Origin of the sequence: Deinococcus actinosclerus (genome assembly GCF_001507665.1) — a bacterium.
Taxonomy (GTDB): Bacteria; Deinococcota; Deinococci; order Deinococcales; family Deinococcaceae; genus Deinococcus; species Deinococcus actinosclerus.
This window is the reverse complement of the sequence record NZ_CP013910.1, coordinates 2044485-2067949: the sequence shown is the minus strand read 5'-3', so window position 1 is coordinate 2067949 and position 23465 is coordinate 2044485. Positions and strand designations below refer to the sequence as shown.

The window sequence follows — 23465 nt, the reverse complement described above, 5'->3', positions numbered from 1 at the left end:
TGAGCCTGGTGCTCCCTGGGACAAGCGCATGGATGAGGCCACGCTGACAGCACTGCTGCAGCGTGGCCCCCGTGCGTTCGAAGAGGGGAGAGACGTTGATCTGTGGGATGCCATAGAGGCGTACCTCCGAGAGACCCTGCTGTCTCCCGCCGCGCTGAGCCCCTACGCCTACGCCTCCGCGCAGTACGCGGTCAACGAGCCTGAGACCGGCTGGACCATCCAGGGCACGCCCCTGAGCGGCCCGCGCAGCCTCCTGTCTGCGACCCCTGCGACCAACTACGCCGGGAAGGTCGGGTACCGCTACGGGGCGCCCGCAGACGGCCTCTCGGCGTCCGGGAGTACGCACACCCTCCCGGTAGACCTTCCAGGCGCCGCGCACGTCGCGCGGGTGTCCTTCCTGTGGATGCTGGGCGCCGCTGGCTACACCGCGCCGGACGGATCGGTGGCACTGGAGCCGTGCGCGGATACCCGCTATGACGTGGCGCTGATCGGCCCAGACGGCGCCACGGTGGCCGAGGCGCTGGACGTGTCCCCACGTGACGCGCGGATTCTGAGCCAGCGGACCCTGACGGTGTACCGCAGCAACGGCACACCCGTACAGCTGGACGTGCCCGCCGTGGCGGCCGTAGACCTGCCGGTGGGCCGCGTGCTGCCCGGTGGGGCCTACGGTGTGCGCTGGACGCTCCGCACGGTGCGCCCCCGGTACACCGTGAGCGAGTTTCAGAGCGTGGACACCAACGCCTACCCGGTGGCGGACGGGGGCGGCTCGACCATCGCCGCGCTGACCCCCTCCCCGGCGTGGCCGGACGGGCGCCGCAGTACCGGCGCGGTGGTGTTCGACCTGGACCTGACTGTGGGCGTGACCTCCAACATGACCGAGGACGCGGCGCGCTTCACGGGCGCGCAGCTGATCCGCACCGCTACGCCCCTGGGGCCGTCCGGCACGCTCGCCTCGCGCTGGGTGCTGGAATTCAGCCTGGATGACACGCCAGACGTGCGCGCCTGGGGCGGCCAAATCTCGTTCCTGCCGACCTTCTACCCGGACGCGCGCCTGCATGACGAGCTGCCCTACCTGCTGGGCATCACGGGCGGCATGGGGGAGCGCAGCGAGACCGTCTACAGCGCGTCCCTGAACCCCATAGACCTCGCGCTGACGCTGGTTCACCCGCCGCGCCGGGATGACAACCTCTGGACGTATGGCGTTCGTGGCGGCGAGCGGTACCGCCTGGAGGTCACGCGCCGGGACATCGAGATCGTCACGAGCACGGGCAGCCTCACCACGCGGGCGCGCGGCTGGAGCTGGGATTACCGGCTCTACAACGCTGCCGGGGAGCTGCTACAGGCGCAGGAGCGCCGGGTGGAAGGCGGCGCGGGTGACCTGTCCTCCTGGCGTATGGCGATCCTCACGCATCCAGGGCATGCCGGGTGGCTGCTGGGCAAACCGGCGCCGGTCACCGTGCACCGCTGGCAGGAGTGGCGCGAGTGAGCTACGGCGCGTCCTGGGGCGTGTTCTGGGGTCTGGGCCTCCAGCGGCCCGCCTGGGCGTCCCTGCCCCCTGCCGTGATCCGGGGTCAGGAGCGGGATGGCACACTGGCGCCCGGATCGGCCGCAGAGCTGGGCGGCGTGATCGTGACCAAACGCGTGCGCGGCACCCTGCGCCCGGAGCTGGTCGTGTCGGCTGGGCCGTACCGCCTGGGACAGCCGGGGGGCGGCACGCTGGCCGAGCTGTACGGTGGGCGCTGGTCGCTCGCGCTGTACAAGGGCGGGCCGCGCCTGTATCAAGCGCAGGCGGGCGTCTGGGTGGACCGCAGCGACCCCGACGCGCTGGGCGAGCTGGTGGACGTTCGGCACGTTGCGCTCGCGTTCGATCAGGCCGCGCGGCCCGTGTTCGGGTGGGAGCGTGACGGGCTGGTATTCGTGCGTCAGTGGAACCCGGCAGTACAGGCGTATGTGACGCGCGGCCCGTGGGCTGGGCGTGAGCCGCTGCTGATGTGTGATGCCGTCCTGCACGGCGAGCCGAGCGCGTCAGACGTGGTGCTGATGCACCTGTCCGGCGCGCAGCTGGTCGCGCGGCACCAGCGCGATAGCTACGCCGTCCCTGCCGTCGTGGCGGACGCGGTGCCGGACGGCGCGGTCCTCGACCAGATCATCCCCGGCCCGCTGGCGTGGCAGGCGGCAGGGGAGGCGAGCCGCGCGCCGCTCACGTTGCGCTCTGGCCTCTATCCCGCGCACCTGCACGGCCAGACGCGAGGCCGCGTGTCCGGCCCGAGTGGCGGCGCCCTGATGCCCGTCACGAAGCGCGTACAGGTGGCAGACGGGCACGCCTGGGGCACCGTGACCGGCCTGTCTGCTGGCGCGCTGGTGCCCTCAACCCTGCTACGCCCCCTCGCAGACGGGCACGCCTGGGGCACCGTCACCGGTCTGTCTGCCGGCGCGCTGCGGCCTGTTGTGATCACTGCGGCCACCGGCCCGGACGCGGCGCGCGGCACCGTCACCGGCCTGGCTGCCGGCATGCTTCGCCGCGCTGTGATCGTCGTTTCTCGCGGCCCTGATGCGGTGCGTGGCACCGTCAGCGGCCTAACTGGAGGTTCACTCAATGCTCAATGACAAACCCGTTCGTGTCACCGTCGAGGGATGGCTGCACTACCAACTCGTGAGTGAGGGTGGCCTGATCGTGGAGGAAGGCGAACAGCATAACCTCATCCTGAACAGCGGCCTGGATTACTACGCCATTCACGGCATTCGCGGATCGGTGGACGTCGCTCACGTCGGCACCGGCAGCACCGCGCCCGCCGTCGCGCAGACCGGCCTCGCGGCGCCGCTGGCGAGTACCCGCCAGATCGGTACCACCTACCCGGCAACTATCCGCACCGCTGAGGGTGTCTATAACTACGTGCTGGAGCGGGAGTTTGGGTTTGGAGAGGCAAACGGGAACCTCACCGAGTGGGGCTATGGGCCGAACGGCGCCGCGTCCCTGAGTGTGCGTGAACTGTTCCGGGACGCGCAGGGCGCCCCCATCGTGATCAGTAAGGACAACACGCAGAAGTTGCGCCTCACATACACGCTACAGATCACGGTCGGCCCGACCACCCGCACCGCTGGCGCCGTGACCATTGATGGTGTCGGCACGCGCACCGGCTCGTATCATCTGTGCGGCGTGGGCGGGCATGCGGGCGACCTTCAAATCGTGGATCAGATCATGGTCGCGCAGCAGCCCCCCGGCATGTTCGGCGGATTCCAGAACTGCATGAGCCTCTACGATGACCCCGCGTTCAGGACGTCCGATTACAACCTGTGGCGCGTCATGGAGGGGAGCGCGGCGGGGCCTGCGGGCGGCAGCGCGGGCGCCTACGTGGCAGGCAGCTACACGCGCCAGGGGCAGACGTACACCTGGGACACGAGCCAGTTCAACGGGCAGATTGTTGGCGTCACGCTCAGCTGCGCCACCGACTACTACAACCGGCTGGCGTGGGTGTGGTCGTTTGACCCCGGGCAGGAGGTCACGAAAACCGATCTCGACCGCCTCACGCTGCGCGGCCCGTCTGTCACCTGGGGGCGCGCGTGATCTCGCCCGCTGCGGCGCCTGCGGAGCTGGTGCAGCCTGCCCCGGTGCCGGTGCCGGTGCCGGTGCCGGTGCTGGCCGCTGGGGTGGCGCCGCGCAGCTCCGGCAGTGCCAACCATGTGGCGGGCAGCGTAGAGGGCGCCCTGACCGATTACAGCGACCTGAACGCCTGCGCGTGGTTCGTGGGTGGTGGCTGGGATGTGCGCAACGGTCGACGGATGGCGCCGCGGGGACTATCAGGCCTGGAGGACACCAGTGAACGTCGCCGGTAAGATTGCCCTCCTGGCTGCTGTCTGTGGGGGTGGTGCCTGGCTCTGGCACGCTTCACGGTACACAGCCCCTTCCGCCACTCAGCCAGCGGCCGCTCCCCCGCCCGCTGGGCTGCCTGCACCAGCGACGTCGACGGCCGCGCCAGGGGTTCGCCAGATCCTGCCGGCCGTGCGGGATCTGGGTGCTTCTGTCCTCCTACCAGGCGGCCCATTTATGGCGAGGGTTCAGCTGGCGGACGGGACAGCCTCTCCGGCGTACGGTGGGGAGGCTGGCCAGTACATGGGCCTGCTGGGTGGCCTGAACCTGGCCAAACAAGGCCTGCTGGCAGTCGACGTCCAGGATAATGGGGGATGGGTGCCGGTATGGCACGCCTGACGCCCAAGCAGGGGAGGATCCTGCTGATCGGCGGGGCGGCCCTTACCGGCGCGGCGCTGGCCACGCGAACCGTGACCAAACCTCACCGCGGGCCGGTGGCCACGATCCCAACGCTGCCCGCACCTGCACCTGGGGGGAGCAACCCGGTGCCGACACCCAGCACGCCCACCCGCGCGCAGCTGATCGATCGGTGTGTGGCCGCCATCTACAAAGAGGTGCCCGCTCGGCGTCTCTCGCCGATCGCCACGCGTGATCTGGCTACAGCGCTGGTTGCCGTGTGTGCGGAAGAGAGCTACCCGCTGGATCTGGCCTTCTCGCACGCCTACGCCGAAAGCGCGCTGGACGTGAACGCCCTGAACCGCAGCTCCGGCGCGGCCGGGCCCCTACAGGTGACGGCCGTGGCCGCCCGCCAGGTGGGCGTGGCGTGGCCACTGACGACCGCGGCTGCCAAAGTCCGCGCCGGCGTCCGCTACATGAAGTGGCTCCGGAGCGCCTACGCGGAATGCACGGGCAGCGTCCGGACCACCCTGCGGCACTACGGCATGGGGCGCGGAAACTGGCTGCGCTTCAACAGGGGAGAGCTGACCTGCAGCACCACCGTCTCCGTGGCCCGGGCAGAACTGGGCTGCCCCGGGAATCGTCCCTACAGCGCGACCATCATCGCCATCGCGCAGCGGCACCCGGAGCTGCGCACCACCAGCTGGTGGGGGAGCTGAACCGTGAACAAGACAGAACAGACCGTGCTCATCGGGAGTGGCCTCGTCGCCCTCGCCATCCTCGCCGGCAGCGTGATCATCGCCGAACGTCTCAGCCGCAGCCTCGACGAGAAGAACTTCTGGGCCGGCAGCAATATCCCTGAAGTGTTCCAGGATGTTCAAGAAATTACAAATCCACTCTCTAAAATTGCGGAGTCGTGGACACGAGCATAATAATCAATCGCCTGTCCATATCCTTACTGCAATCCCCCCGTAGTACCTGGCTCTGGCCTCGATAGAAGCCGCACTCCACTCTGGATGGTAATGGGCGATGTCTCGAGTGATTATGGCGTCGCTTTCTGCATAAGTCCTTAACTTATCTGCGTACTCATTATTTCCTTCTCTACGATTGAGAGTCCCTTCTAGTACAGTTAAGTTGCCGATGTTCCATATGTGCAGGTCGGGCTCTTGGAATCCCTCCCATGTCCCTTCTTCTCTATTTCTAGGTAGAATGTGCTCAATTGTGTATTCACTTAGATCAATATTGCCATACTGCGACTGAGCCTTCTCGGCAATTGCCTTAATTATATAAGATGCTTGGTCTCTATTTAGCTCGGTGTGAATTATCTGTGATAGTATCACATCGTTTGCTGGATTTATGCGGTTAAACTCTTCTTTAACGATGCTAATTTTCTGATTTTCAGATAAGTTATTTGGGGCAGCTCTTAGACTTTTTGCTGCCTTGTACATTGCGGCCTCTAATCTGCTTGGATCTTGCTGGGCAATTATGCTGTGTCGAACCGTAATGTCTATGCAAAGTTTGGCTAGCTTTTCCAGCGAATTTTCGTTAAGTTTGCTCATTCCAGACAGTAGAACTGGGATAGAGCGGTCGCTATCGAGATTTCGAATTAAATACCTTATATAGGGTATAGAACCTTTTAAGACGTTGCTATCTAAATCCAGTAAAGCCTTATAGTTTGTGCTTTCTTCAGCACAAAGAACTGCAAATTCTACTGGATTGCGACCATCATTGGTAAAACTAGCTCTAATCTCGCGGTATAGAGCTTGGCTTTTAATATCTCCATAATGGGAAACCCACATGAATCTAAGGAAGTTTCCCATTTTTCTCAAGCCAACGTTCTCAATAACTTTATTCCAGTTTGTTCTAATTCTCTGGCGAGCTTGATCGCTGTCTGCTTTTTGCATTAAGAAGTTCAAAAGCAGGTCATGGACTGATAGACGCAGTCCCCTATCATTCAGCGTTTCAAATATCTGGAACGCTTCATCTTCGGAGTTGACCTCTATACCAACCATTTTTATTCTTTCGGCTAATGTATTTTTTAATTTTTTTAAATATCTTATTGTATTTTCAAGAGTTAATCCTTGTATTTTATTTTCAACTTGCACTCTAAAAAATTTATAAGTATCCAAGAGCAATTTCTGCGATCTTAGTGTGGCTTTAGTGTTATTAGGTGGATCAGATTGAATATTATTTTTAAAGAAATCTGCATCCAAAGTTCCAAGCTGAAGAGAAAATACGGCCCTATCTTCATCCAAAAGGATAAAGTCTCTTTGTATATCTCTGGCTAAATCACTTCCAGGAGCTCCATTTATTCTAGCAATATCCCTGATGACTGCAAGGAGTATGGTAATTGTCGTCAGTCTTTGCTGGCCATCCAAAAGCATCACTCCAGTTGCTGCATCTGGAAGTAAAACTACTGGCCCTAAAAAGTATGTATCAATGGCCCCAGCCGTGTCTATTTTATCTATAAAAGTAGATATGTCGTCCCAGAAAGTAGAAACATGATTCTTCTCCCAACTACCTCGTTTAGGGCTCTCGCTATGACCTGTTCAATGGTTCCCAGAGAGCAAAAAATGGAGACGGTATGGCTAGATACCGTCTCCATCACAGTTTAGGCCGACGAGCCGTCATCCGTCAGCTTCACCGCTGGGCCAAACGGTATTTCAGTGACCTCAAGCGGTGTTCGCACCAGAAATTGAGTGACGCCCTGCTGGTCGCCCTGTTGCTCAGCCGACTGGTCTTCAAACATCCATTCCCGTCCATCTGGTGGAACATCCTGAGGGAAGATCGACACGATCTTCCCTCCTACACGCAGGCGTATACACGGGGACAGCGATTGCTTGAACGACTTGAAGCGGTCGCCACCCCGTCACAGTCCTGCACGGAAGTGATCGTTGATTCCATGCCTCTGCCCGTCTGCCGACCCAAACGGGGGAAGCGGTGTTCGTTTCCCGGTGCTCGTTGGGGTTACGGCACGCAGGGAGACGTCTACGGATACAAGTTGCACGCGTGGGTCACCGCTTCAGGTGCCATCGTGCAGTATCTGATCCGACCAGCCAATTTGCACGATACGACCGTAAGCTACGAGCTCAACCGGCGGTGGCCCGACTTCGGCGGGCCACGCATCATCGGTGATAAGGGGTACTGCTGCCTGGGCTACGTGTTCCCACCGAAGAGTAATACCCGGTATGACACGGGGTGGCGGCCAGGCCGACACCCTCGACTGCGAAAACGCATTGAAACGGTGTTCTCTGGTTTGGTCGAGGCTCAGATTCGCTCCGTGCAGACGAAAACGTTGCGGTCGCTCCGTCTCCGTGTCGTCCTAGCCATACTCGCTCACAACCTTGCCCAACCCTAAACGGCGTCCCAACTATATCCACGTTGAAATGGAGGGATTATGATTTGTTTCGACGTATAATTCGGAAAGCTACTTCTGCCTAGAAGTGTATTAACGTTGTAAGTAGTGGAGCTGAACGACGCGGGCATATGGCTACAGTAGCAATGGCGTGATCATCGGTGGGGAAAATATGACCACCGGCTTATACACCCGCTGCCCACCTGGACGTGACGATCATTGCCTTCATGTGTGTAGACCCGTTGCGCAGTTGAGGTGAATTGAGCAAAGTGGGGGCATGCTTCAGGTCGTTCGCCTCATGCAGCGTTCCCGGTCCTTCGAGTCGCTGTGCGGCCTGAACCCCACCGAATTCGCGCTCCTCGCTGAACACCTTGAGCCCTTGTGGACCCGGGCGCACCGCACGTCCCTCCTGCGGGAGGGACGAAAGCGCCGCATCGGGGCGGGCCGGCAGTTCAAACTCGACGTCCCCCACCGTCTCCTGCTGACGCTGATCTATCTGCGCCACTACCTCCCGATGCATCTGTTGGGTGTGCTGTTCGAGATGGACGCCGCCAACGTCTGCCGGAACATCCATGCGCTCCTGCCGCTCTTGGAGCAGGCACTGCCTGCTCCCCTCCGGGCCCGGACGCTGAACAGTCGCAAGGTCACGCCCGACGACGCCCCACGTCGTCGGCTGCGCACCCTGGAGGACGTGCTTGCAGCGTTCCCAGAGATCGCCGACATCATCGTTGACGGTACGGAGCAGCTACGAGGGCAACCAAAGAAGAAGAAGGGCAGCGGTCCAGGGAAGAAAGCCGTCGGGCGGCCCAAGGACCAGAAGAAGTTCTTCAGCGTCAAGAAGGGCACCCACACGCTGAAAACACAGGTGGCGGTGACCCCGGATGGGCTCGTCGTGCACCTCAGTGCGCCCGCCCGCGGGCGCACCCATGACATGAAGGTCCTCAAACAATCACGACTCTTGCCGAGACTTCCGCGGGGAAGTCGAGTGTGGGGGGACCGGGGCTACACGGGAGTGGACAAGCTCTGCCCACAGCACGAGGTGATCGTTCCCCGCATGCGCCCCAAGGGCGGCATGCTGAGCCCGGAGGACCGGGAGCTCAACCATCAGATCGCCAAGGTGCGGATCACGGTGGAGAACGTGGTCTGCAAGCTGAAGAAGTTCCGCATTTGCAGGGAGTTCTACCGGAACGACACCCGGCGACACGGCCTGTTCTGGGGTTGTGTGGCGGGCCTGGTCAACCTCCGCACCGTCAACCGCGCGCCACAGTTCGCCTGAACCACCGCAACACAGATGCGGGGAGGCATCGCCTCCCCGCATTCACCCGCTTCACAACTGCGCAATCGGTCTTGTCTCTCCTCTCAGCCTGACGGATGGATTCCGGGGCCTTTCCCACGCCCCCGCGCGGGCAGGGGCAGCGCAAGGGATTCTAGCGGGTCGCGGCGCGGCCGTTGGCGGCGGGCATGTGCGGCCCCACGTCGGTGCTGCACTGGTCACACCGGGCTTATGACCAGTCTGAAGGTTGTTCCTGCCGGTGTCGACGCTGACCTGGGTGCGTCAGCTGGCGGACGTGGTCAGCTGGGCAGTCTTTCAGGTGCCGGTGCCGCCCATTCCCCAACCGACAGGCAGTGGGGACACGGCGTTCGACTGGGCGTGGACGCTGTGCCTGCTGCTGGCGGTGGCCGCCGGGCTGGTCTGGGCGGCGCGGCAGCGGGCGGCCCCCACGGCCGGTCAGCGGGCGGCGTTGCGGATCTTCCTGCCGGTGGTGCTGATCTGGTGGCTGACCGTGTACGGCCTGAGCAAGTTCGCGTTCTCGCAGTTCGGGCTGCTGAACAGCTGGCAGCTGGCCGGCACGTACGGGACTCCAGTCCGATGGGGTTGTTGTGGCGGTTCATGGCGGCCAGCCCCGGGTCTCAGCTGGTGGCTGGCGTGGCCGAGGTGTTCCCCGCGCCGCTGCTCCTGCACCGCCGGACCGTGACGGCGGGGGGACTGGTCGCGGCGGTCACGATGACGAACGTGTTCGCCCTGAACCTCTTCTGCGACGTGCCGGTCAAGCTGTTCAGTGGTCACCTTCTTCTCGCGGCCCTGGTCCTGCTGGCGCTGTCGTGGCTGCTCACGGCGCTCGTCGTGGTGCAGGTGGGGCTGAGCCTGCGCGCGGGCCTCCGGACGCTGCGGGAGGGTCGGGTGGCGACCCGGTGCAGTCCGGCTCCGCTCAAGACCCGTGGGTTCAACCTCATTCAGGAGAAGCCGTTCAACCGGTAGGTACGCTCAGGGCTGCGCGGGCACGGGACGCAGGCTGACGGCGTAGCTGAGGGCCTCACGGCCCAGCAGGACGGTCCGCAGGTGCCCGTCCAGGCTCACCTGCCCGTCCGTGTCGCGGCGCACGACGTACAGGTTCGCGCGGTGCGCGCCGTTCTCGAACAGGTGCAGCGTGATCTCGGTGCCGTCCACGAGGCGTTTGAAGCTGCCGCTCCCGGCGTACACCTTGCGGCTCTCCAGGTTCACGAGGCTGCCGCTGGCGCGCCCGTCGCGTTCCACGAGGCCCAGGGTCAGGCGGTACGGGACGCGTCCGGTCGGGCCGTTGCCTTCACCCTCGTACACGCCGTTGACCTGCCGTTCCAGCGGTGTGATCGCGGGAAAGTACGCGCCCCACGCGCAGCCGCTCAGGGCGGGCGGCAGCAGGAGCAGGGCGGCGGTCAGCGCGGGGCGGGCGGCGGGATGGGGGCGCATGGGGTCAGCGTAAGCGGGCCTCATGAAGCGGGGCTGACGGGGGGCGGGTCAGGGGGCGCGGGTCAGGGTGATGGGGTAGTTGAAGCCATTGACGCGCAGGGTGCCGGTCAGGGTCCCTGCGGTGATGGTGGCGGCCAGGGTGCCGCTGGCCTTCAGGGAAACGTTGCCGATGCCCAGGCCCAGGAGGCTGGCGTTCAGGCGGGGGGTGTCGCCGGGGTCGATCGTCGCGGTCAGGAGGTCGCCGCGTGCGGACGGCAGGTGCGTGCCCCTCAGGGTGAAGGTGTCGCCGCTGCTCAGGTTGCGGTACTCGCCGCGCGCCTCGTGCGTGACGGGGTTCACGGTGTAGGTGACGCGGATTTTCTGAACCAGGAACACGAAGCGGGTGTTGCCCTCGAAGGTGTAGGTGGGCTGCGCCTGGGTGGTGGGCGCGCACGCGGCGAGCAGGCCGAGCAGCGGCAGGATGGTCAGGGGTTTCATGGGGTCTCCAGGGTGCGTTCCAGGCGCTGGGCGAGGCCGAGCAGGCGGTCGTCCTGCCCGTGCGGGGCGATCATCTGCGCGCCCACGAACGGCGTGCGGGTGGGCAGCGCCACGACAGGTGCGCCGAGCAGGCTGAACGGCGCGGTGAGCCGCAGCACGGCGCGGCGCAGCGGGGTGGGGCCGTCCGGGAGGAGCACCTCGTCCTGTCCCTGTGCGGGGGGCGGGGTGGGCACGGCGGGCGCGAGCAGCAGGTCGAAGCGGGTCAGCAGGTCGTCCAGCTGCGCGCGGTACGCGGCGCGGCGACCGTGCGCCGCCTGGACCTCCGCGCCGGTCAGGGCCGCGCCCTGCCGCAACGAGGCCAGCGTGAACGGCAGGAACCCCGGGTCGTCCAGCCGCAGCGCGTCGCGGTGGACCTGCGCGGCCTCGCTCAGCACGATGGGTGAGTAGGCGTCGAGCACGTCCGGGAACTCGACGGGGTCCACCGTCGCGCCGACCCGCCGCAGGGTGCCGGTCACGTCGAGCAGCGCGGCGTGCACGTCGTCGGTGACCCATCCCGCCGGACACCACAGGCCCACCCGCAGGCCGTCCAGCGGGACCGGGGGCGCCGCGTGCCCGGTCAGGGCCTCGTGGACGCGCGTGACGGTCGCCACGTCCCGCGCCAGCGGGCCCGCGTGATCGCAGGTCACGGACAGCGGCAGAACGCCGCCTGTCGGCCACGCCGGGTGATCCTTGGTGGGTTTGAACCCCACCACGCCGCACCACGCGGCCGGCACGCGGATACTGCCGCCCGTGTCGGTGCCCAGGGCGAAGTCCACCTGCTTCAGGGCCACGCTGACGGCCGCGCCGCTGCTGCTGCCGCCCGGCACGCGCCCCGGCAGGGTGGGGTGCCCGGTGCCGCCGAAGCCGTTCAGGCCCGTGATGCCCAGCGCGATCTCGTGCAGGTGCGTCTTCCCGGCCGCGCTGGCGCCCAGCGCCAGGAGCCGCTCGACCAGCGGGCTCACGCCGGGATCCGGCACCGGCGCGCGGGTGCTCGCGCGCAGCGGCCAGCCGGTCACGCCGAACAGGTCCTTCACGCTGAAGCTCAGCCCCCGCAGCGGCCCGTCCGGCGCGCCGGTCAGGGGAGAAGCCGGGAGGAACGCCCAGGCCCGCTGCGGGTCGGGACGGCCGGTGGGGGAGGCGGGGTCACTCACGCCCGCAGGGTAGCGCGCCGGTGCGGGCCAGGGCCGGCCCGGCGCGCTCCAGGCGTCAGAAGGGGATGATCGGGCTTTGCTTCCACTGGCCCTGCGACAGCGTGAACGGCCCGAACTGCTGCAGGCCCAGCGGGCCGAAGTCAGCGGTGAAGCCGCCGTCCACGCGGTAGGTCACGAGCTGCCCACGCGCCACCTTCAGGAACGACGCGGCGGTGTTCAGCGTGACCGGCACGCTCACCTGCGCGAGCTGGTCCGCCGCGCCGCGGGCCGGGATGGCCACGTTCGGGAAGGTCACGTCCCCGACGTTCGCCCCGTCGATGATCAGGGATCCCGCGAGGTTCGCCACCCGCAGCGGCAGCGGGTTGGGGTTCGTGACGCGCAGGTTCATGGTCAGGTTCGCGACCGGGGCGCTGCCGAAGCCGCCGGGGAGGGTCAGGCTGGTCAGGCGCACGCCCTGCACCTCGACCTGCGGCACCTGCACGATCTGTTGCAGGGGAGCGCAGGCCCCCAGGGCGAGGGCGGGCAGGACAGCAGTCACGGCGAGCAGGGGACGCATGCCGCCCAGCGTAGCCCCGCAGGCTCACGCGAAGCTGACCGGATCATGAAGTGGGCCGCCCGGGTGGACGCGGACTGCTACGCTGCCCCCATGTCCCTGCGATTTTCCCTGCGCGCCGTCCTGCTGGGCGGCCTGCTCACGGCGCCTGCCCTGACCACCGCTCACGCGACCAGCCTGAATTTCGGCGTGGCGTACGTCCAGCCGCAGTCGCCCTGGTCCTGGCCCGTCTGGGCCCGCGCCGGCGTGGATGACGTGGCCCTGGGGGGCGGCACCCTGAGTGGCAGCGTCTCCACCCGCGCCCTGAGCGTCGGCTACCGCCGGGGCCTGAGCCTGCCGCCCCTGGCGGCCGTGACCGCCAGCACGGACCTGACCGTGACCCGGCAGGGCTACCGCCTGAGCAGCCGCGCCAGCGGCAGTGCCGGGCCGGTCGCCGTGACGGCCGGCGGCGCCGCCTTCACGGTGCCCGCCACCGTGAACGACCCGCTGGCCGCCTACGCGCAGGCCCCGGTCGACCTGCGCCTGAAGGGCTGGAACGCCGACCTGAGTGTCCGCTACCGGGTGAACCGCGATCTGGTGGCCGTGGTGGGCGGCGAGGCCGGGCCGCAGGCGCACGCCACGCTGGGCGTGGAGGGCCGCCGCCCCCTGACCCGGATCGTGCCGCCCGACCCGGCCGACCAGCCCGAGGCCAGCGGGGACGGCAGCGACCCGGCGCCCATCCCGGCGCCGGAGACCGAGGTGACGGGTACCGTGAACTGGCGCGCGGGCGTGCGGGCCGGCGCGGACCTGCTGGCCATCACGGGCGGCGTGGGGTACGCCACCCCGGCCGGGATCACCCTGAACCTCGACGCGCTGGCCGGCGTGCAGGACTGGCGCCGCGTTCAGACCCGCCAGCGCGCCTGGGGCCTGAGCGGCAGCGTGGCGGCCCCCGACCTGCTGGGCGAGGGCAGCACCCTGCGCGCCTACGCGGCCTACGAGCCGTGGCGGGCGGCCGCCTCGCCCCTGCGCGCGGGCCTGAACGCGGCGGTGCCGGCCGGCAGCGGCCTCCTGAACGTGGACGTCGCGGGCGGGCGCGGCCTGGACGGGGCGCTGGGCTTCGGCGTGAAGGTCGGCTACCAGTTCGACCTCGGCCGCCCCTGAGCTGTCCCCGGGCCGTCTGCTGACCGGATTGTGACGGTAAATGCCGTCCTGGCGCGACGTTAAACCATTCATCAGCCCCGCGGCTCCCTTCTCATGAGGGAGCGCGGGATACTGCGCGCATGAGCAAACGCCTGACCCTGACCCTCCTTGCGGGCCTCCTGAGTGTCGCGGGCGCCCAGAGCGCGCAGGACATCGTGAACAAGGTGGACGCCGCCCAGAAGGCCGCCAAGGACGTCACCTTCCGCCTGAGCGGCAACGCTAGCTTCGACAGCGCCGGCCAGAAGATCGACCTGACCGTCAAGGCGATTCCCGCCCAGAGCCTCGCGCGCGTGCAGTTCATGGCGCCCGACGCCCTGGCCGACAACGTGATCGTCGCCGACAAGACCGAGATCCGCCAGTACATGTACCTCACGAACCAGATCACGGTCACCAGCGCCCAGAAGGCCGCCGATCAGGCCGGCCTGGGCCTGGACTTCACGCAGCTGACGAACACCGCCAGCATGCTCGCGCGCTACAACGTCAAGCTGCTCGGCACGAGCGGCAGCGCCGGGAAGCGCGTGTACCAGCTCGAAGCCACCCCCAAGACCGGCGGCGGTGACAGCAGCCGCGTCTGGATCACCGAGGCCGGCTGGCGCCCCACCCGCATCCAGCTGCTCAGCGGCGGCAAGACCGTCGCGGACCTGACCGTCAGCAGCTACAAGGTGAACAGCGGCATCACCGCCGCGGCCATCCGGCAGCTGCCCAAGGACGCGCAGATCATCAAGCAGTAAACCCGCCGTGTCCCAGCCGCCCGCGCCCCGCGCCGGGCGGCTTTCACGCTGCCCCCCGCCGGCAGGCCCCACCCCCGGACCGCTCCACGCCGGCGCAGGCCCGCCTCAGGCGAAGTCCGGGGCCTCGTCCGTGAACTGGCCGTCCAGCAGGTGCAGGGTACGGTCCGCGTAACGGGTGAGCCGGTCATCGTGCGTAACCAGCAGCACCCCCGCGCCCTCCTCGCGCGCGAGGTTCACGAGAAGCTGCGCCACCGCCTGCGCATTCGCGCGGTCCAGACTGCCGGTGGGTTCATCGGCCAGCACCGCCGCCGGGTGCGCCGCCAGGGCGCGGGCCACCGCCACGCGCTGCCGCTCGCCGCCGCTGAGCACGCCGGGATAGGCCCCCTCACGCCCGGCCAGCCCCACGCGGCCCAGCAGGTCGCGGGCGCGCCCCTCGTCCCCCCGGCCGGACAGACGGGTGGGAATCAGCACGTTGTCCAGCACGCTCAGGTCCTCCAGCAGGTAATGGTGCTGGAACACCAGCCCGAGCTGCGCGGCCCGGCGCTGCGCGCGCACCTGGGTGCCCAGCGTGTCCACGCGCGTGCCCGCCCAGTACACCTCGCCGCCCTGCGGGGTGTCCAGCCCGCCCAGCAGGTGCAGCAGGGTGCTCTTGCCGCTGCCGGACGGCCCGGTCACGGCCACCACCTCCCCGGGACGCACCTGCAGCGTCACGCCGCGCAGGACGGTCTGCGGTCCGAACGCCTGCTGCAGGTCGCGGCCCTCCAGGGCGGGCGGCACGGAAAGCGGAAGACTCACGCGGGGCATGTTACCCGCTCGGCGCGGCGCTCTGGCCCCGGGAACCGCCGCCGCGCGGACGGGCGGCCGAAAAACTGCGCGTGGGTGCGCGCCGCGGCGCTCCTTTCTGAACGGTCAGACTGTTCAGGGAAGCCTCAGCAGGCTAGGATGGTGCGACATGCCCCGGCTGGACGACCTTCAACTATCCCCCCTGTTCCGGAACGTGCCGCCGGAAGCGCTTCAGGAAGCCGCGCGCGTGACCACCGAGCGGCACTTCCGCGCCGGACAGGTCATCCTGGAACAGGACGCCCAGGGCGAGGCGCTGTACCTGATCACGCACGGCGTCGTGCGCGTCTCGCGGGTCAGCCTGGGCAGCCGCGAACGCGTCATGGGTGACGTCTACGCGCCCGCCGTCGTCGGCGAGACCGCCGTACTGGGCGACGGGGAACGCAGCGCCACCGTCCGCGCCCTGAGCGACGTGACCTCCCTGATGCTGTACCGCGAGCACTTCCGCCAGATCCTGCGCCGCCACCCCGACGTGCTGTGGAACCTCAGCGCCCTGCTCGTGCAGCGCATCACGTTCCTGAACGACGAACTGATCGCCTTCGGCCTGAACACCGAGGCGGCCCTGAGTCACGTCTTCACGAACCTCTACCAGCAGCGCGTCGGCGCGGGCGTGCCCCACCCCGAGGTGCTGCCCCTGAGCACCCAGGACATCATGGCGCGCATCTCGTCAAGCCGCGAGACCGTCTCGCGCGTCATGCGCCGCCTGCAACACGCCGGGCTCGTGAAGAGCAACGGCCAGCAGGTCACGCTGCTCGACGTGGACGGCCTGCTGGGCATCACCCTGGAAGAAGCCGAGCAGCTAGAATGAAGGGAGACTGAAGCGCCCCGCCCACCCGGCGCGGGGTACCCTTCACGCATGCAACGCCTCGGTGACGTGATCGTCCTGGACCTGCCCGCCACCCTGCTGGACGGCCCCACCCTGATCCACCCGGTCGCGCTGGCCGGACCGGACCACACCCTGACCCTGGTGGACACCGGCCTGCCCGGCATGCTGGAGGCCATCACGGCCGAACTCGCCCAAGCGGGGTACGCGCTGGGCCAGGTGCGGCGCGTGGTCGTCACGCACCACGACCTCGACCACATCGGCAGCCTGGAGGACATCGTGCGGGCCACTGGCGCCGAGGTGTACGCCCTGGAAGACGAGGTGCCCTACGTGACCGGCGCGCGCCGCGCGCAGAAACTGCCCAGCCCCGAACAGGCGCAGGCCATGCTGGGCGACCCCCAGCTGAGCGCCCCCCTGCGCGCCATGCTGACCCGCGACCCTGTCCGCGTGCCCGTGCAGCGGCCCCTGCGTGACGGAGACCAGCTGCCCGGCGGCGTGCGCGTCATCGCCACGCCCGGACACACCCCGGGGCACCTGAGCCTCCTGGTGCCCGGTGGGCGGACACTCATCAGCGGCGACGCCCTGACCTCGCAGGGCGGGCAGCTGAGCGGCCCGCTGCCCCGCGCCACGCCGGATCTGCCCGCCGCCCACGCGTCCGTGCGCCGCCTCGCGCAGGAGGACGTCCAGACCATCGTGACGTACCACGGCGGCGTGGTCAGCGACGACGCCGGCGGCCAGCTGCGCGCCCTGGCCGCCAGCCTGGCGTGATCCCGTGACCTGACCCGGTCAGGCCGGGCGTTTCTGCATCAGCGCGGTCCGCTTGCACTTCGCGACGACCTCGCCCCGCTGGTTCAGCGCGCGGTGCTCCACGACCACGATGCCCGCGTCGGGGCGGCTGCGGCTCTCGCGCACTTCGAGGACCTCCGATTCGGCGTGGATGGTGTCCCCGTGGAACACCGGTTTCGGGAACGCCACGTCTGTCAGGCCCAGATTGGCGACCAGGGTGCCCAGCGTCAGTTCGTGCACGCTGAGGCCCACCAGCAGGCTCAGGGTGAGCAGGCTGTTCACCAGGGGCCGTCCGAACTCGGTGGCGGCGGCGTACTCGTGATCCAGATGCAGCGGCTGCGGGTTCATGGTCATCGTCGTGAAGAACACGTTGTCGGCCTCGGTGACCGTGCGGGTCACGCGGTGCCGGATGACGGTGCCGGGGGTCAGTTCCTCCAGGTAGCGGCCCTGCGGGCGGTTCAGGTCTTCATTCATGGGAGCCTCCGGGGTGGGGGAGTCCGGCGTGATCCTGCGCGAGGATGGCGCGCGCGGCGGCGAGCATGGGTTCGTCCACCATCTGCCCCTCGAAGCTGAACGCGCCGTGACCCTGCGTGGCGGCGTCATGCGCGGCGGCGAGCAGGGCGCGGGCGCGCGTCAGCTCGGCGGGCGTCGCGCCGAAGGACTCGTGGGCCAGTTCGACCTGGGCCGGGTGGATGCACAGCTTCCCGGCGTAGCCCAGCGCGCGGCCCAGCGCGGCGTCCTCGCGGAAGCGCTCCGGGTCGTTCAGGGCGGTCACGACGATGTCCAGCGCGGGGACGCCGGTCAGCCGGGCGGCGAGCGCCACCTGCGAGCGGGCGTACAGGACCTCCAGCCCGCCGGGCGTGCGGCGGCCTCCCAGGTCGGTCGTGTAGTCCTCCGCGCCGAAGTACGCCCAGCGCACGGCGTCCTCGCGCAGGATCTCGTGCGCGTGCCACACGCCCGCGCCGGTCTCCAGGCCGGCCAGGATGGGGAGGGTCAGGCCGAAGGTCGCCAGGGCGTTTACGACCTGCCGCACGTCGTCCGCGCGTTCCAGTTTCGGCACGACCACGCCGGCCAGCTCGGGCGTGAGCACGTGCAGGTCCTCGGCGAAGTATGGCGAATGCACGGCATTCACGCGCAGGAACACCGGCAGGTGCGGCGCGGTGGCGATCAGGTCCCGCGCCGCGTCGCGCGCGACCGGGCGGGCGGCGGCCTTCGCCTCGGGCGTGCCGGGAATGGCGTCCTCCAGGTCGATGACCACCGCGTCGGGGGCGCTGCGGGGCAGCTTGGCGATCAGGTCGGCGCGGTTCCCCGGCGCGAACAGCAGGCTGCGGGGCCGCGCCAGCCCGGACGGGCGGCCCGCCGAACGAACGTTCGTTGACATGCCCCAGAGGATAGCGGCTCGGCGTCCCGCGAACCTACCCGGCGCGGGACGCCTCGCCGGACGGGTGACCGGCCGGCGCGTCCAGGCGGCGCAGCGCCGGGGACAGGAACCCGGCCAGGGCCGCCGCGCCGCTCAGGACGCCGCCCACCACGAACACGCCCCGCACGCCGATCCACTCGCCCAGCGGTCCGGCCAGCGCCAGCCCCACCGGTCCCGACAGGCCCATGACCGTGTTCAGCAGGGACAGCGCGCGGCCCTGCAACTCGTTCGGGATCACGCGCTGGAGCAGCGCCGTCATGGGCGCGTTCCCGAACGAGAACGTCACGCCGCTCACGACCCACCACACGACCGCCAGCCAGAACGCCTCCCCGGGCGCCAGGGCGGTCAGGGCCACCGTCAGGCACGACGCGGCGAACGACAGGAGGATCGTCATCACCGGCCGGCGCGGGTTCAGGGCCGCGACGAGCACGCCGCCCGCGATCATGCCCACGCCGGACAGGCCCTCCATGAGGGCCACCTGCCCCGCCCCCCCGCCGAAGTGGGTCTTGACGAGCAGCGGCGTGAGCGTGAAGGTCGGCATGACCGCCAGCACCACCGCGCCCAGCAGCAGGTACAGGCGGCGCAGGCCCGCGTCGCGCCACACCACGTGCACGCCCGCCCGGAAGTCCGACAGGACGCCCGCCCCCGCCTCGCGGGTCACGCGCGGTTGCGGCACCGCGTAGCGCAGCAGCGGCGCGACGCCCAGCAGCGCGGTGGCCACGTCGATGCTCAGGGCCGCGCCCAGCGGCAGCACGCTGATCGCCAGGGCCCCCAGCGGCGCGGCGGCCACCGTCATGACGCCCTGGAGGGTCTGGTTCAGGCCCGCCGCGCGCGGCAGGAAGCTGGCGGGCACCAGCATGGCGGTACTCGCCCCCGCCGCCGGGGTCTGGAAGGCCTGCATGGCGCTGCGCACGGCCATCATGGTGTACACGTGCCACAGCTGCGCGCCGCCGCTGGCGAACAGGCCGATCAGCACGAGCATGCACGCGGCGCTGATTACGTCCGCGCCGATCATGATCGCGCGGCGGCTGTAGCGGTCGGCGAGGATGCCGCCCACGGGGGAGAGCAGCGCCTGCGGCAGCAGCGCCGCCACGCCTGCCACGCCCAGCGCGGCGGCGCTGCCGGTCGTGTCAGTGATCCACCACAGCAGCACGAACTGCGTCATGGCCGACCCGATCAGCGACAGCGCCTGCCCGCCGAAGATGCTCCAGTAGCGCCGCTGCCAGCCGGGGCCCGGATCGGCGCCGCCCGCCGGGAGGCCCGGCTGTCCAGCTGGTTTCAGCGGGTCCATGCGGTCAGCGTCTCCCGCAGGGCCTGCGCCTGCGCGGCGTTCAGGCGTGGCAGGCCGGTCAGGTCGCCCATCCAGTAGCCGTCGCAGGCCAGCCGGATGGCGTGCGCGGTGCCGGGGGGCACGCCGTCCGCCTCGGCGTCGGTCAGCAGGAACGCCTGCGCCTCGCTCAGTCCGGCCAAGAGCGCCGGGTGGCCGGCCAGGGGGGCGAGGGCCGCGTGCAGCGCCTCCCCGTCCCGGTCGGGGGTGAAGGTCAGCGTGATGTACGCGCGCAGCCACGCGCCGCGCGCCGGGCCGTGCGCGGCGAGTTCGTGAGCGTGGGCGGCGTCCAGCTGCTGGCGGAAGCGGTCAATCAGCGCGAAGCCCAGGGCGCGCAGCAGCGCGTCGCGGCTGGGGTAGTGGTGCAGCAGGCCGCCCTTGCTGACGCCGGCGGCGCGGGCCACGGCGTCCAGCGACAGGGCGGCCCCCTGGTCGCGCAGGACGACTGAGGCGGCGTCCAGCAGGGCGGCGCGGGTGAGTTCGGGTTGACGGGTCCGGGCCATACAAAAAGCATACCGTCTGGACGGTCGGTAAATGTGTGGTGCCCGCCCCCATGTGCCTGCCTAGCCGCCCGCGTTGACCACCCCCGCCGGGCGCGCGTACACTGCCCCGCATGATCGCGGCGAACAACAACGTGAATGATGATCCCTGCTAGGGGACGTCACGCCGCATACCGCGCCCCCGACACCCTCACCGGAGTCGGGGGCTTTTCAGTGAACACCGATGCACAAGGAGCCCGCATGACCACCCCAGCACCGACCGAACCTGCCCAGACACGCCTGCCCCGCACCCTCACCCGCGACCTCAGGAACCACGACGGTCAGACCGTGCGCCTCCAGGGCTTCGTGCACGCCCGGCGCGACCTGGGCGGCGTGCAGTTCCTGGTGCTGCGCGACGTGAGCGGCGTCACCCAGTGTGTCGGCAGCGGCCTGACCCTGCCCCTGGCCGAGAGCAGCGTGGAGGTCACCGGGAAGGTCAAGGCGCACCCCAAGGCCCCCGGCGGTTTCGAGGTGCAGGTCGAGGACTTCCGCGTCATCAGTGCGGCCGTGGAGCCCGCCCCGGTCGAGATTCCCAAGATGGAATGGAACGTCAACCCGGAAACCATGCTCGACTACCGGGTCGTCACCGTGCGCGGCCTGAAGGAACGCGCCGCGCTGAAGGTCCAGGCGGAACTCGTCGCCGCCTTCCGCGACCACCTGATGACCGAGGGCTTCACCGAGATCAGCACCCCCAAGATCGTCTCGGCGGGCGCCGAGGGCGGCGCGAACCTGTTCCCCATCGACTACTTCGGGCACCCCGCCTACCTCGCGCAGAGCCCGCAGCTGTACAAGCAGATCATGGTGGGTGTCTTCGAGCGCGTGTTCGAGGTCGCGCCCGTCTACCGCGCCGAGGAGCACGCCACCAGCCGCCACCTCAACGAGTACCTGAGCCTGGACGTCGAGATGGGCTTCATCGAGGACGAGGAAGACGTCATGAGCCTCGAAAACCGCCTCCTGGCCGCCATCATGACCCGCCTGAAGAGCACCGCGCAGGCCGAGTTCGACCTGCTCGGCGCGACCATCCCCGACGTGCCCGCCCACATCCCCCGCATCACGCTGCTGGACGCCCGCGCGCTGGTCACCGAGAAGTACGGGCATCAGGTGGGCGGCAAGGACCTCGACCCGGAAGCCGAGCGCCTGCTGTGCCAGCACTACGCGGAAACCGAGGGCAGCGACTTCGTGTTCGTCACGAAGTACCCCCGCGCCGCCCGCCCCTTCTACGCCCACCCGGACGCGAACGCCGACGGCACCCCCAGCAGTGAGATCACGCGCGGCTTCGACCTCCTGTTCCGCGGGATCGAGATCACGAGCGGCGGCCAGCGTATCCACGACCACGCCATGCTCATGGACTCCATCGCCACGTACAAACTCAAGCCCGAGACGCTGGAAGGCTACACCGAGGTCTTCAAGTACGGCATGCCCCCCCACGGCGGCTTCGCCATCGGCGCCGAGCGCCTCACCGCCAAACTGCTGGGCATCAGCAACGTCCGCTACGCCCGCGCCTTCCCCCGCGACCGCCACCGCCTCACGCCCTGAAGGGCGTGCCAGGCAGGGGAGAGGCCGGGCATTCCGGCCCCGGCACCCTTAAGACACCATGAACGGCCCGCAGGCTCATCCAGGAGGATGGGCCTGTCTTCACATCTTCAGGCGGCTACGCTGGCGGCAAGCACCATCAAATCGGCACCACCGACGCGGCATCACGCCCCGGCCCACAGGAGGACACCCCATGCGCGTACCCACCCCCCGCCTCATCCTGAGCGTCACCCTCGCCGCCCTGGCCAGCCCCGCCGCGCACGCCGCCTGCGCCCTGAAAGACGTGTTCCCCAGCGGCGTCTACACCTACCGCATGTCCGGCCCCGGCCCGAGCACCTACACCACCACCAACGCCGCCAAGAGCAACAGCGTGACCACCACCACCGCCGTGGCCGGCACCACCACCAGCATGACCTGGACCTGCACCGCCAAGGGCCTGACCGGCACGATGTCCACCGGCGGCAAGGACAACCTCACGACGACCAGCAGCGCCTTCCTGCCGCCCCTGAACGTCTGGCGGCCCGGCTACAGCTGGAAAAGTGACCAGAACGTCAAGATGGGCGGCGGCATCACCGCCAAGAGCACCAGCGTCAACAAGATCGTGAAACGCGAATCCATCAAGGTGCCCGCCGGGACGTTCACCGCGTGGCGGCTCGACACCACCTCCACCATGACCATGACCCTCCCGGGGACCAGCGCGCCCAAGACCACCACCATCAAGAGCAGTGTCTGGTACGCGCCCGGCACCGGCATGATCCGCAGCGAGAACAGCGGCGTGACCATCGAACTCGTGAAGGTCAAACGCTGAGGCCAGACACCGGAGGCCACCCCGGTTGCTGGCCCGCCTGACGGCTCGCTCCGCCCACATTAGGGACGCTGAGGGTTTTCCCTGGCGTCCCTGACGGCTGCGGTGAACGAAATGCGCCTTGCATCCTCACCCCGGCAGTCCCTAGCATCGGCGCATGACCGACCGCGCCCGAGGCAGCAACGAACAGGCCCTGAACGAGGAATTCGCGCAGTTCAGCGTCGGCGGGCAGCGCGTATACGGCATGCTGCACCGCCCCACCGGGGACATCCCCGCGCACGGCTGGCCCAGCGTGATCCTGCTGCACGGCTTCACCGGCAGCCGCACCAGCGACCACCGCCTCTTCCCGCTGCTCTCGCGGTACCTCGCCGCGCGGGGCGTCGCCAGCCTGCGCTTCGACTTCCGCGGCAGCGGCGAGAGCCACGGCGACTTCAGCGAGATGACCGTCACCCGCGAGGTCGAGGACACCCTCGCCGCGTTCGACTACATGCGCCGCCAGTCCGGAATTGACCCGGAACGCGTCATGCTGCTCGGCTTCAGCATGGGCGGCCTCGTCGCCGCCCAGAGCGCCGCGCAGGCCCGCCCCCACCGCCTTGCCCTGTGGGCCCCCGCCCTGCCCGACCTGTGGCTGCCGTTCCTGCGCGGCGGCTTCCTGCCCGCCACGGTCACCGACTACGGCGGCTGGCCACTGGGCCGCGAATTCCTTCAGGAAGTCACCCGCCTGCGGCCCCTGGACGCCGCCGCCGCGTGGGGCGGCGAAGCCCGCGTCTTCCACGGCGACCAGGACAAAACCTGCCCCCCCGAGTACGGCGTCCGCTACGCCCAGGCCCTGCACTGCGACGCCGTCGCCATCCCCGGCGCCGGGCACACCTTCGACAACCTGGAGCAGGTGGACCTCCTCTTCCGCGAGACGACGCGGTTCCTCACCGGAGGGTGAAGGGGGAGTGGGTCGGGTAGAGGTGGGGGGGACGCGCC

Annotated in this window: 27 protein-coding genes; 17 read left to right on the top strand and 10 right to left on the bottom strand. The window is 68.4% G+C overall.

Going from position 1 to position 23465, the window contains the following annotated elements:
- Positions 1–28: 28 nt before the first annotated feature.
- The 6 genes from AUC44_RS09960 (at position 29) to AUC44_RS16530 (ending at position 5136) form a co-directional block, all read left to right on the top strand.
- Entirely contained in the window at positions 29–1486 is a 1458-nt protein-coding gene (locus AUC44_RS09960) for a hypothetical protein (RefSeq protein WP_062158487.1), read from the top strand.
- Entirely contained in the window at positions 1474–2607 is a 1134-nt protein-coding gene (locus tag AUC44_RS09955) for a hypothetical protein (protein ID WP_157445292.1), read from the top strand. The genes AUC44_RS09960 and AUC44_RS09955 overlap by 13 nt, the downstream gene beginning before the upstream one ends.
- Positions 2597–3565, top strand: coding sequence for a hypothetical protein (locus AUC44_RS09950; protein WP_062158485.1), 969 nt, complete (start codon positions 2597–2599; stop codon positions 3563–3565). Before AUC44_RS09955 ends, AUC44_RS09950 begins: the two co-directional genes overlap by 11 nt.
- Positions 3562–3834 carry a hypothetical protein gene (locus AUC44_RS16535; RefSeq protein ID WP_157445291.1) on the top strand — a complete coding sequence of 91 codons (273 nt, stop codon included), beginning with the start codon at positions 3562–3564 and terminating at the stop codon, positions 3832–3834. The genes AUC44_RS09950 and AUC44_RS16535 overlap by 4 nt, the downstream gene beginning before the upstream one ends.
- A gap of 519 nt (positions 3835–4353) precedes the next feature.
- Positions 4354–4923, top strand: coding sequence for a hypothetical protein (locus AUC44_RS09945; RefSeq protein ID WP_157445289.1), 570 nt, complete (start codon positions 4354–4356; stop codon positions 4921–4923).
- 3 nt (positions 4924–4926) lie between these two features.
- Positions 4927–5136, top strand: coding sequence for a hypothetical protein (locus AUC44_RS16530; RefSeq protein WP_157445287.1), 210 nt, complete (start codon positions 4927–4929; stop codon positions 5134–5136).
- A 3-nt stretch (positions 5137–5139) separates the two neighbouring features.
- On the opposite strand, the gene AUC44_RS16200 is transcribed toward AUC44_RS16530, so the two are convergent.
- Positions 5140–6663 (bottom strand): DUF262 domain-containing protein, encoded by a 1524-nt coding sequence (locus AUC44_RS16200; RefSeq protein WP_231724586.1) that lies wholly within the window; start codon positions 6661–6663, stop codon positions 5140–5142.
- Between the two features lie 125 nt (positions 6664–6788).
- Between AUC44_RS16200 and AUC44_RS16195 the strand changes: the two genes are divergently transcribed.
- From AUC44_RS16195 to AUC44_RS09930, 4 genes are all read left to right on the top strand, one after another.
- On the top strand, positions 6789–7562 hold the full coding sequence (locus tag AUC44_RS16195; RefSeq protein ID WP_082688957.1) for an IS982 family transposase: 774 nt from the start codon (positions 6789–6791) through the stop codon (positions 7560–7562).
- A 274-nt stretch (positions 7563–7836) separates the two neighbouring features.
- Positions 7837–8835, top strand: coding sequence for a transposase family protein (locus AUC44_RS16190; protein ID WP_082689021.1), 999 nt, complete (start codon positions 7837–7839; stop codon positions 8833–8835).
- Between the two features lie 256 nt (positions 8836–9091).
- Positions 9092–9535 carry a hypothetical protein gene (locus AUC44_RS16525; RefSeq protein WP_157445285.1) on the top strand — a complete coding sequence of 148 codons (444 nt, stop codon included), beginning with the start codon at positions 9092–9094 and terminating at the stop codon, positions 9533–9535.
- Positions 9487–9819, top strand: coding sequence for a hypothetical protein (locus AUC44_RS09930; protein ID WP_157445282.1), 333 nt, complete (start codon positions 9487–9489; stop codon positions 9817–9819). The genes AUC44_RS16525 and AUC44_RS09930 overlap by 49 nt, the downstream gene beginning before the upstream one ends.
- Before the next feature lie 6 nt (positions 9820–9825).
- Here AUC44_RS09930 and AUC44_RS09925 read toward each other — a convergent pair whose 3' ends face one another.
- The 4 genes from AUC44_RS09925 to AUC44_RS09910 are packed head-to-tail and all read right to left on the bottom strand — an operon-like array spanning position 9826 to position 12510.
- The gene (locus tag AUC44_RS09925) at positions 9826–10287 is read right to left on the bottom strand and encodes a hypothetical protein (RefSeq protein WP_062158482.1); all 462 of its coding nucleotides are present in this window, start codon (positions 10285–10287) and stop codon (positions 9826–9828) included.
- Between the two features lie 48 nt (positions 10288–10335).
- The gene (locus AUC44_RS09920) at positions 10336–10764 is read right to left on the bottom strand and encodes a hypothetical protein (RefSeq protein ID WP_062158481.1); all 429 of its coding nucleotides are present in this window, start codon (positions 10762–10764) and stop codon (positions 10336–10338) included.
- Positions 10761–11954 carry an amidase gene (locus tag AUC44_RS09915; protein ID WP_062158480.1) on the bottom strand — a complete coding sequence of 398 codons (1194 nt, stop codon included), beginning with the start codon at positions 11952–11954 and terminating at the stop codon, positions 10761–10763. The genes AUC44_RS09920 and AUC44_RS09915 overlap by 4 nt, the downstream gene beginning before the upstream one ends.
- Positions 11955–12009: 55 nt before the next feature.
- On the bottom strand, positions 12010–12510 hold the full coding sequence (locus AUC44_RS09910) for an LEA/WHy family protein (protein ID WP_062158479.1): 501 nt from the start codon (positions 12508–12510) through the stop codon (positions 12010–12012).
- Positions 12511–12600: 90 nt separating this feature from the next.
- On the opposite strand from AUC44_RS09910, the gene AUC44_RS09905 reads away from it, so the two are divergent.
- Together AUC44_RS09905 and AUC44_RS09900 are read left to right on the top strand one after the other, a co-directional pair.
- Positions 12601–13647 carry a hypothetical protein gene (locus AUC44_RS09905; RefSeq protein ID WP_062158478.1) on the top strand — a complete coding sequence of 349 codons (1047 nt, stop codon included), beginning with the start codon at positions 12601–12603 and terminating at the stop codon, positions 13645–13647.
- 119 nt (positions 13648–13766) lie between these two features.
- The gene (locus AUC44_RS09900; RefSeq protein ID WP_062158477.1) at positions 13767–14417 is read left to right on the top strand and encodes an outer membrane lipoprotein carrier protein LolA; all 651 of its coding nucleotides are present in this window, start codon (positions 13767–13769) and stop codon (positions 14415–14417) included.
- 105 nt (positions 14418–14522) lie between these two features.
- On the opposite strand, the gene AUC44_RS09895 is transcribed toward AUC44_RS09900, so the two are convergent.
- On the bottom strand, positions 14523–15221 hold the full coding sequence (locus tag AUC44_RS09895) for an ABC transporter ATP-binding protein (protein ID WP_062158476.1): 699 nt from the start codon (positions 15219–15221) through the stop codon (positions 14523–14525).
- 148 nt (positions 15222–15369) lie between these two features.
- On the opposite strand from AUC44_RS09895, the gene AUC44_RS09890 reads away from it, so the two are divergent.
- On the top strand, positions 15370–16065 hold the full coding sequence (locus AUC44_RS09890; protein ID WP_062158475.1) for a Crp/Fnr family transcriptional regulator: 696 nt from the start codon (positions 15370–15372) through the stop codon (positions 16063–16065).
- A gap of 48 nt (positions 16066–16113) precedes the next feature.
- Positions 16114–16848 carry an MBL fold metallo-hydrolase gene (locus AUC44_RS09885; RefSeq protein WP_062158474.1) on the top strand — a complete coding sequence of 245 codons (735 nt, stop codon included), beginning with the start codon at positions 16114–16116 and terminating at the stop codon, positions 16846–16848.
- Between the two features lie 18 nt (positions 16849–16866).
- Here the strand turns inward: AUC44_RS09885 and AUC44_RS09880 are convergent, their stop codons facing one another.
- Genes AUC44_RS09880 through AUC44_RS09865 form a run of 4 tightly spaced genes read right to left on the bottom strand, consistent with a single transcriptional unit; the run spans position 16867 to position 20116 of the window.
- Positions 16867–17340, bottom strand: a complete 474-nt coding sequence (locus AUC44_RS09880) for a MaoC family dehydratase (protein WP_062158473.1) — start codon at positions 17338–17340, stop codon at positions 16867–16869.
- Positions 17333–18247 (bottom strand): HpcH/HpaI aldolase/citrate lyase family protein, encoded by a 915-nt coding sequence (locus tag AUC44_RS09875; RefSeq protein WP_062158472.1) that lies wholly within the window; start codon positions 18245–18247, stop codon positions 17333–17335. The genes AUC44_RS09880 and AUC44_RS09875 overlap by 8 nt, the downstream gene beginning before the upstream one ends.
- A gap of 34 nt (positions 18248–18281) precedes the next feature.
- The gene (locus tag AUC44_RS09870; RefSeq protein WP_062158471.1) at positions 18282–19577 is read right to left on the bottom strand and encodes an MFS transporter; all 1296 of its coding nucleotides are present in this window, start codon (positions 19575–19577) and stop codon (positions 18282–18284) included.
- On the bottom strand, positions 19565–20116 hold the full coding sequence (locus AUC44_RS09865) for a TetR/AcrR family transcriptional regulator (RefSeq protein WP_062158470.1): 552 nt from the start codon (positions 20114–20116) through the stop codon (positions 19565–19567). Before AUC44_RS09865 ends, AUC44_RS09870 begins: the two co-directional genes overlap by 13 nt.
- 237 nt (positions 20117–20353) lie before the next feature.
- Between AUC44_RS09865 and aspS the strand changes: the two genes are divergently transcribed.
- From aspS to AUC44_RS09850, 3 genes are all read left to right on the top strand, one after another.
- Entirely contained in the window at positions 20354–21688 is a 1335-nt protein-coding gene (aspS, locus tag AUC44_RS09860; RefSeq protein ID WP_062158469.1) for an aspartate--tRNA(Asn) ligase, read from the top strand.
- Between the two features lie 190 nt (positions 21689–21878).
- Positions 21879–22493, top strand: a complete 615-nt coding sequence (locus tag AUC44_RS09855) for a TapB family protein (protein WP_062158468.1) — start codon at positions 21879–21881, stop codon at positions 22491–22493.
- Between the two features lie 154 nt (positions 22494–22647).
- A complete protein-coding gene (locus AUC44_RS09850) occupies positions 22648–23427 on the top strand; it encodes an alpha/beta hydrolase family protein (protein WP_062158467.1) in 780 nt (259 codons plus the stop codon).
- The last annotated feature ends 38 nt before the right edge of the window (positions 23428–23465 follow it).

What these genes read in the sequence shown, in the direction of transcription:
- AUC44_RS09960 (WP_062158487.1), top strand. Translation starts at nt 29, where the DNA reads ATGGATGAGGCCACGCTGACAGCACTGCTGCAGCGTGGCCCCCGTGCG.
- AUC44_RS09950 (WP_062158485.1), top strand. Translation starts at nt 2,597, where the DNA reads ATGCTCAATGACAAACCCGTTCGTGTCACCGTCGAGGGATGGCTGCAC.
- AUC44_RS16195 (WP_082688957.1), top strand. Translation starts at nt 6,789, where the DNA reads ATGGCTAGATACCGTCTCCATCACAGTTTAGGCCGACGAGCCGTCATC.
- AUC44_RS16190 (WP_082689021.1), top strand. Translation starts at nt 7,837, where the DNA reads ATGCTTCAGGTCGTTCGCCTCATGCAGCGTTCCCGGTCCTTCGAGTCG.
- AUC44_RS09925 (WP_062158482.1), bottom strand. Translation starts at nt 10,287, where the DNA reads ATGCGCCCCCATCCCGCCGCCCGCCCCGCGCTGACCGCCGCCCTGCTC.
- AUC44_RS09920 (WP_062158481.1), bottom strand. Translation starts at nt 10,764, where the DNA reads ATGAAACCCCTGACCATCCTGCCGCTGCTCGGCCTGCTCGCCGCGTGC.
- AUC44_RS09910 (WP_062158479.1), bottom strand. Translation starts at nt 12,510, where the DNA reads ATGCGTCCCCTGCTCGCCGTGACTGCTGTCCTGCCCGCCCTCGCCCTG.
- AUC44_RS09905 (WP_062158478.1), top strand. Translation starts at nt 12,601, where the DNA reads ATGTCCCTGCGATTTTCCCTGCGCGCCGTCCTGCTGGGCGGCCTGCTC.
- AUC44_RS09900 (WP_062158477.1), top strand. Translation starts at nt 13,767, where the DNA reads ATGAGCAAACGCCTGACCCTGACCCTCCTTGCGGGCCTCCTGAGTGTC.
- AUC44_RS09895 (WP_062158476.1), bottom strand. Translation starts at nt 15,221, where the DNA reads ATGCCCCGCGTGAGTCTTCCGCTTTCCGTGCCGCCCGCCCTGGAGGGC.
- AUC44_RS09890 (WP_062158475.1), top strand. Translation starts at nt 15,370, where the DNA reads ATGCCCCGGCTGGACGACCTTCAACTATCCCCCCTGTTCCGGAACGTG.
- AUC44_RS09885 (WP_062158474.1), top strand. Translation starts at nt 16,114, where the DNA reads ATGCAACGCCTCGGTGACGTGATCGTCCTGGACCTGCCCGCCACCCTG.
- AUC44_RS09880 (WP_062158473.1), bottom strand. Translation starts at nt 17,340, where the DNA reads ATGAATGAAGACCTGAACCGCCCGCAGGGCCGCTACCTGGAGGAACTG.
- AUC44_RS09875 (WP_062158472.1), bottom strand. Translation starts at nt 18,247, where the DNA reads ATGTCAACGAACGTTCGTTCGGCGGGCCGCCCGTCCGGGCTGGCGCGG.
- AUC44_RS09870 (WP_062158471.1), bottom strand. Translation starts at nt 19,577, where the DNA reads ATGGACCCGCTGAAACCAGCTGGACAGCCGGGCCTCCCGGCGGGCGGC.
- AUC44_RS09865 (WP_062158470.1), bottom strand. Translation starts at nt 20,116, where the DNA reads ATGGCCCGGACCCGTCAACCCGAACTCACCCGCGCCGCCCTGCTGGAC.
- aspS (WP_062158469.1), top strand. Translation starts at nt 20,354, where the DNA reads ATGACCACCCCAGCACCGACCGAACCTGCCCAGACACGCCTGCCCCGC.
- AUC44_RS09855 (WP_062158468.1), top strand. Translation starts at nt 21,879, where the DNA reads ATGCGCGTACCCACCCCCCGCCTCATCCTGAGCGTCACCCTCGCCGCC.
- AUC44_RS09850 (WP_062158467.1), top strand. Translation starts at nt 22,648, where the DNA reads ATGACCGACCGCGCCCGAGGCAGCAACGAACAGGCCCTGAACGAGGAA.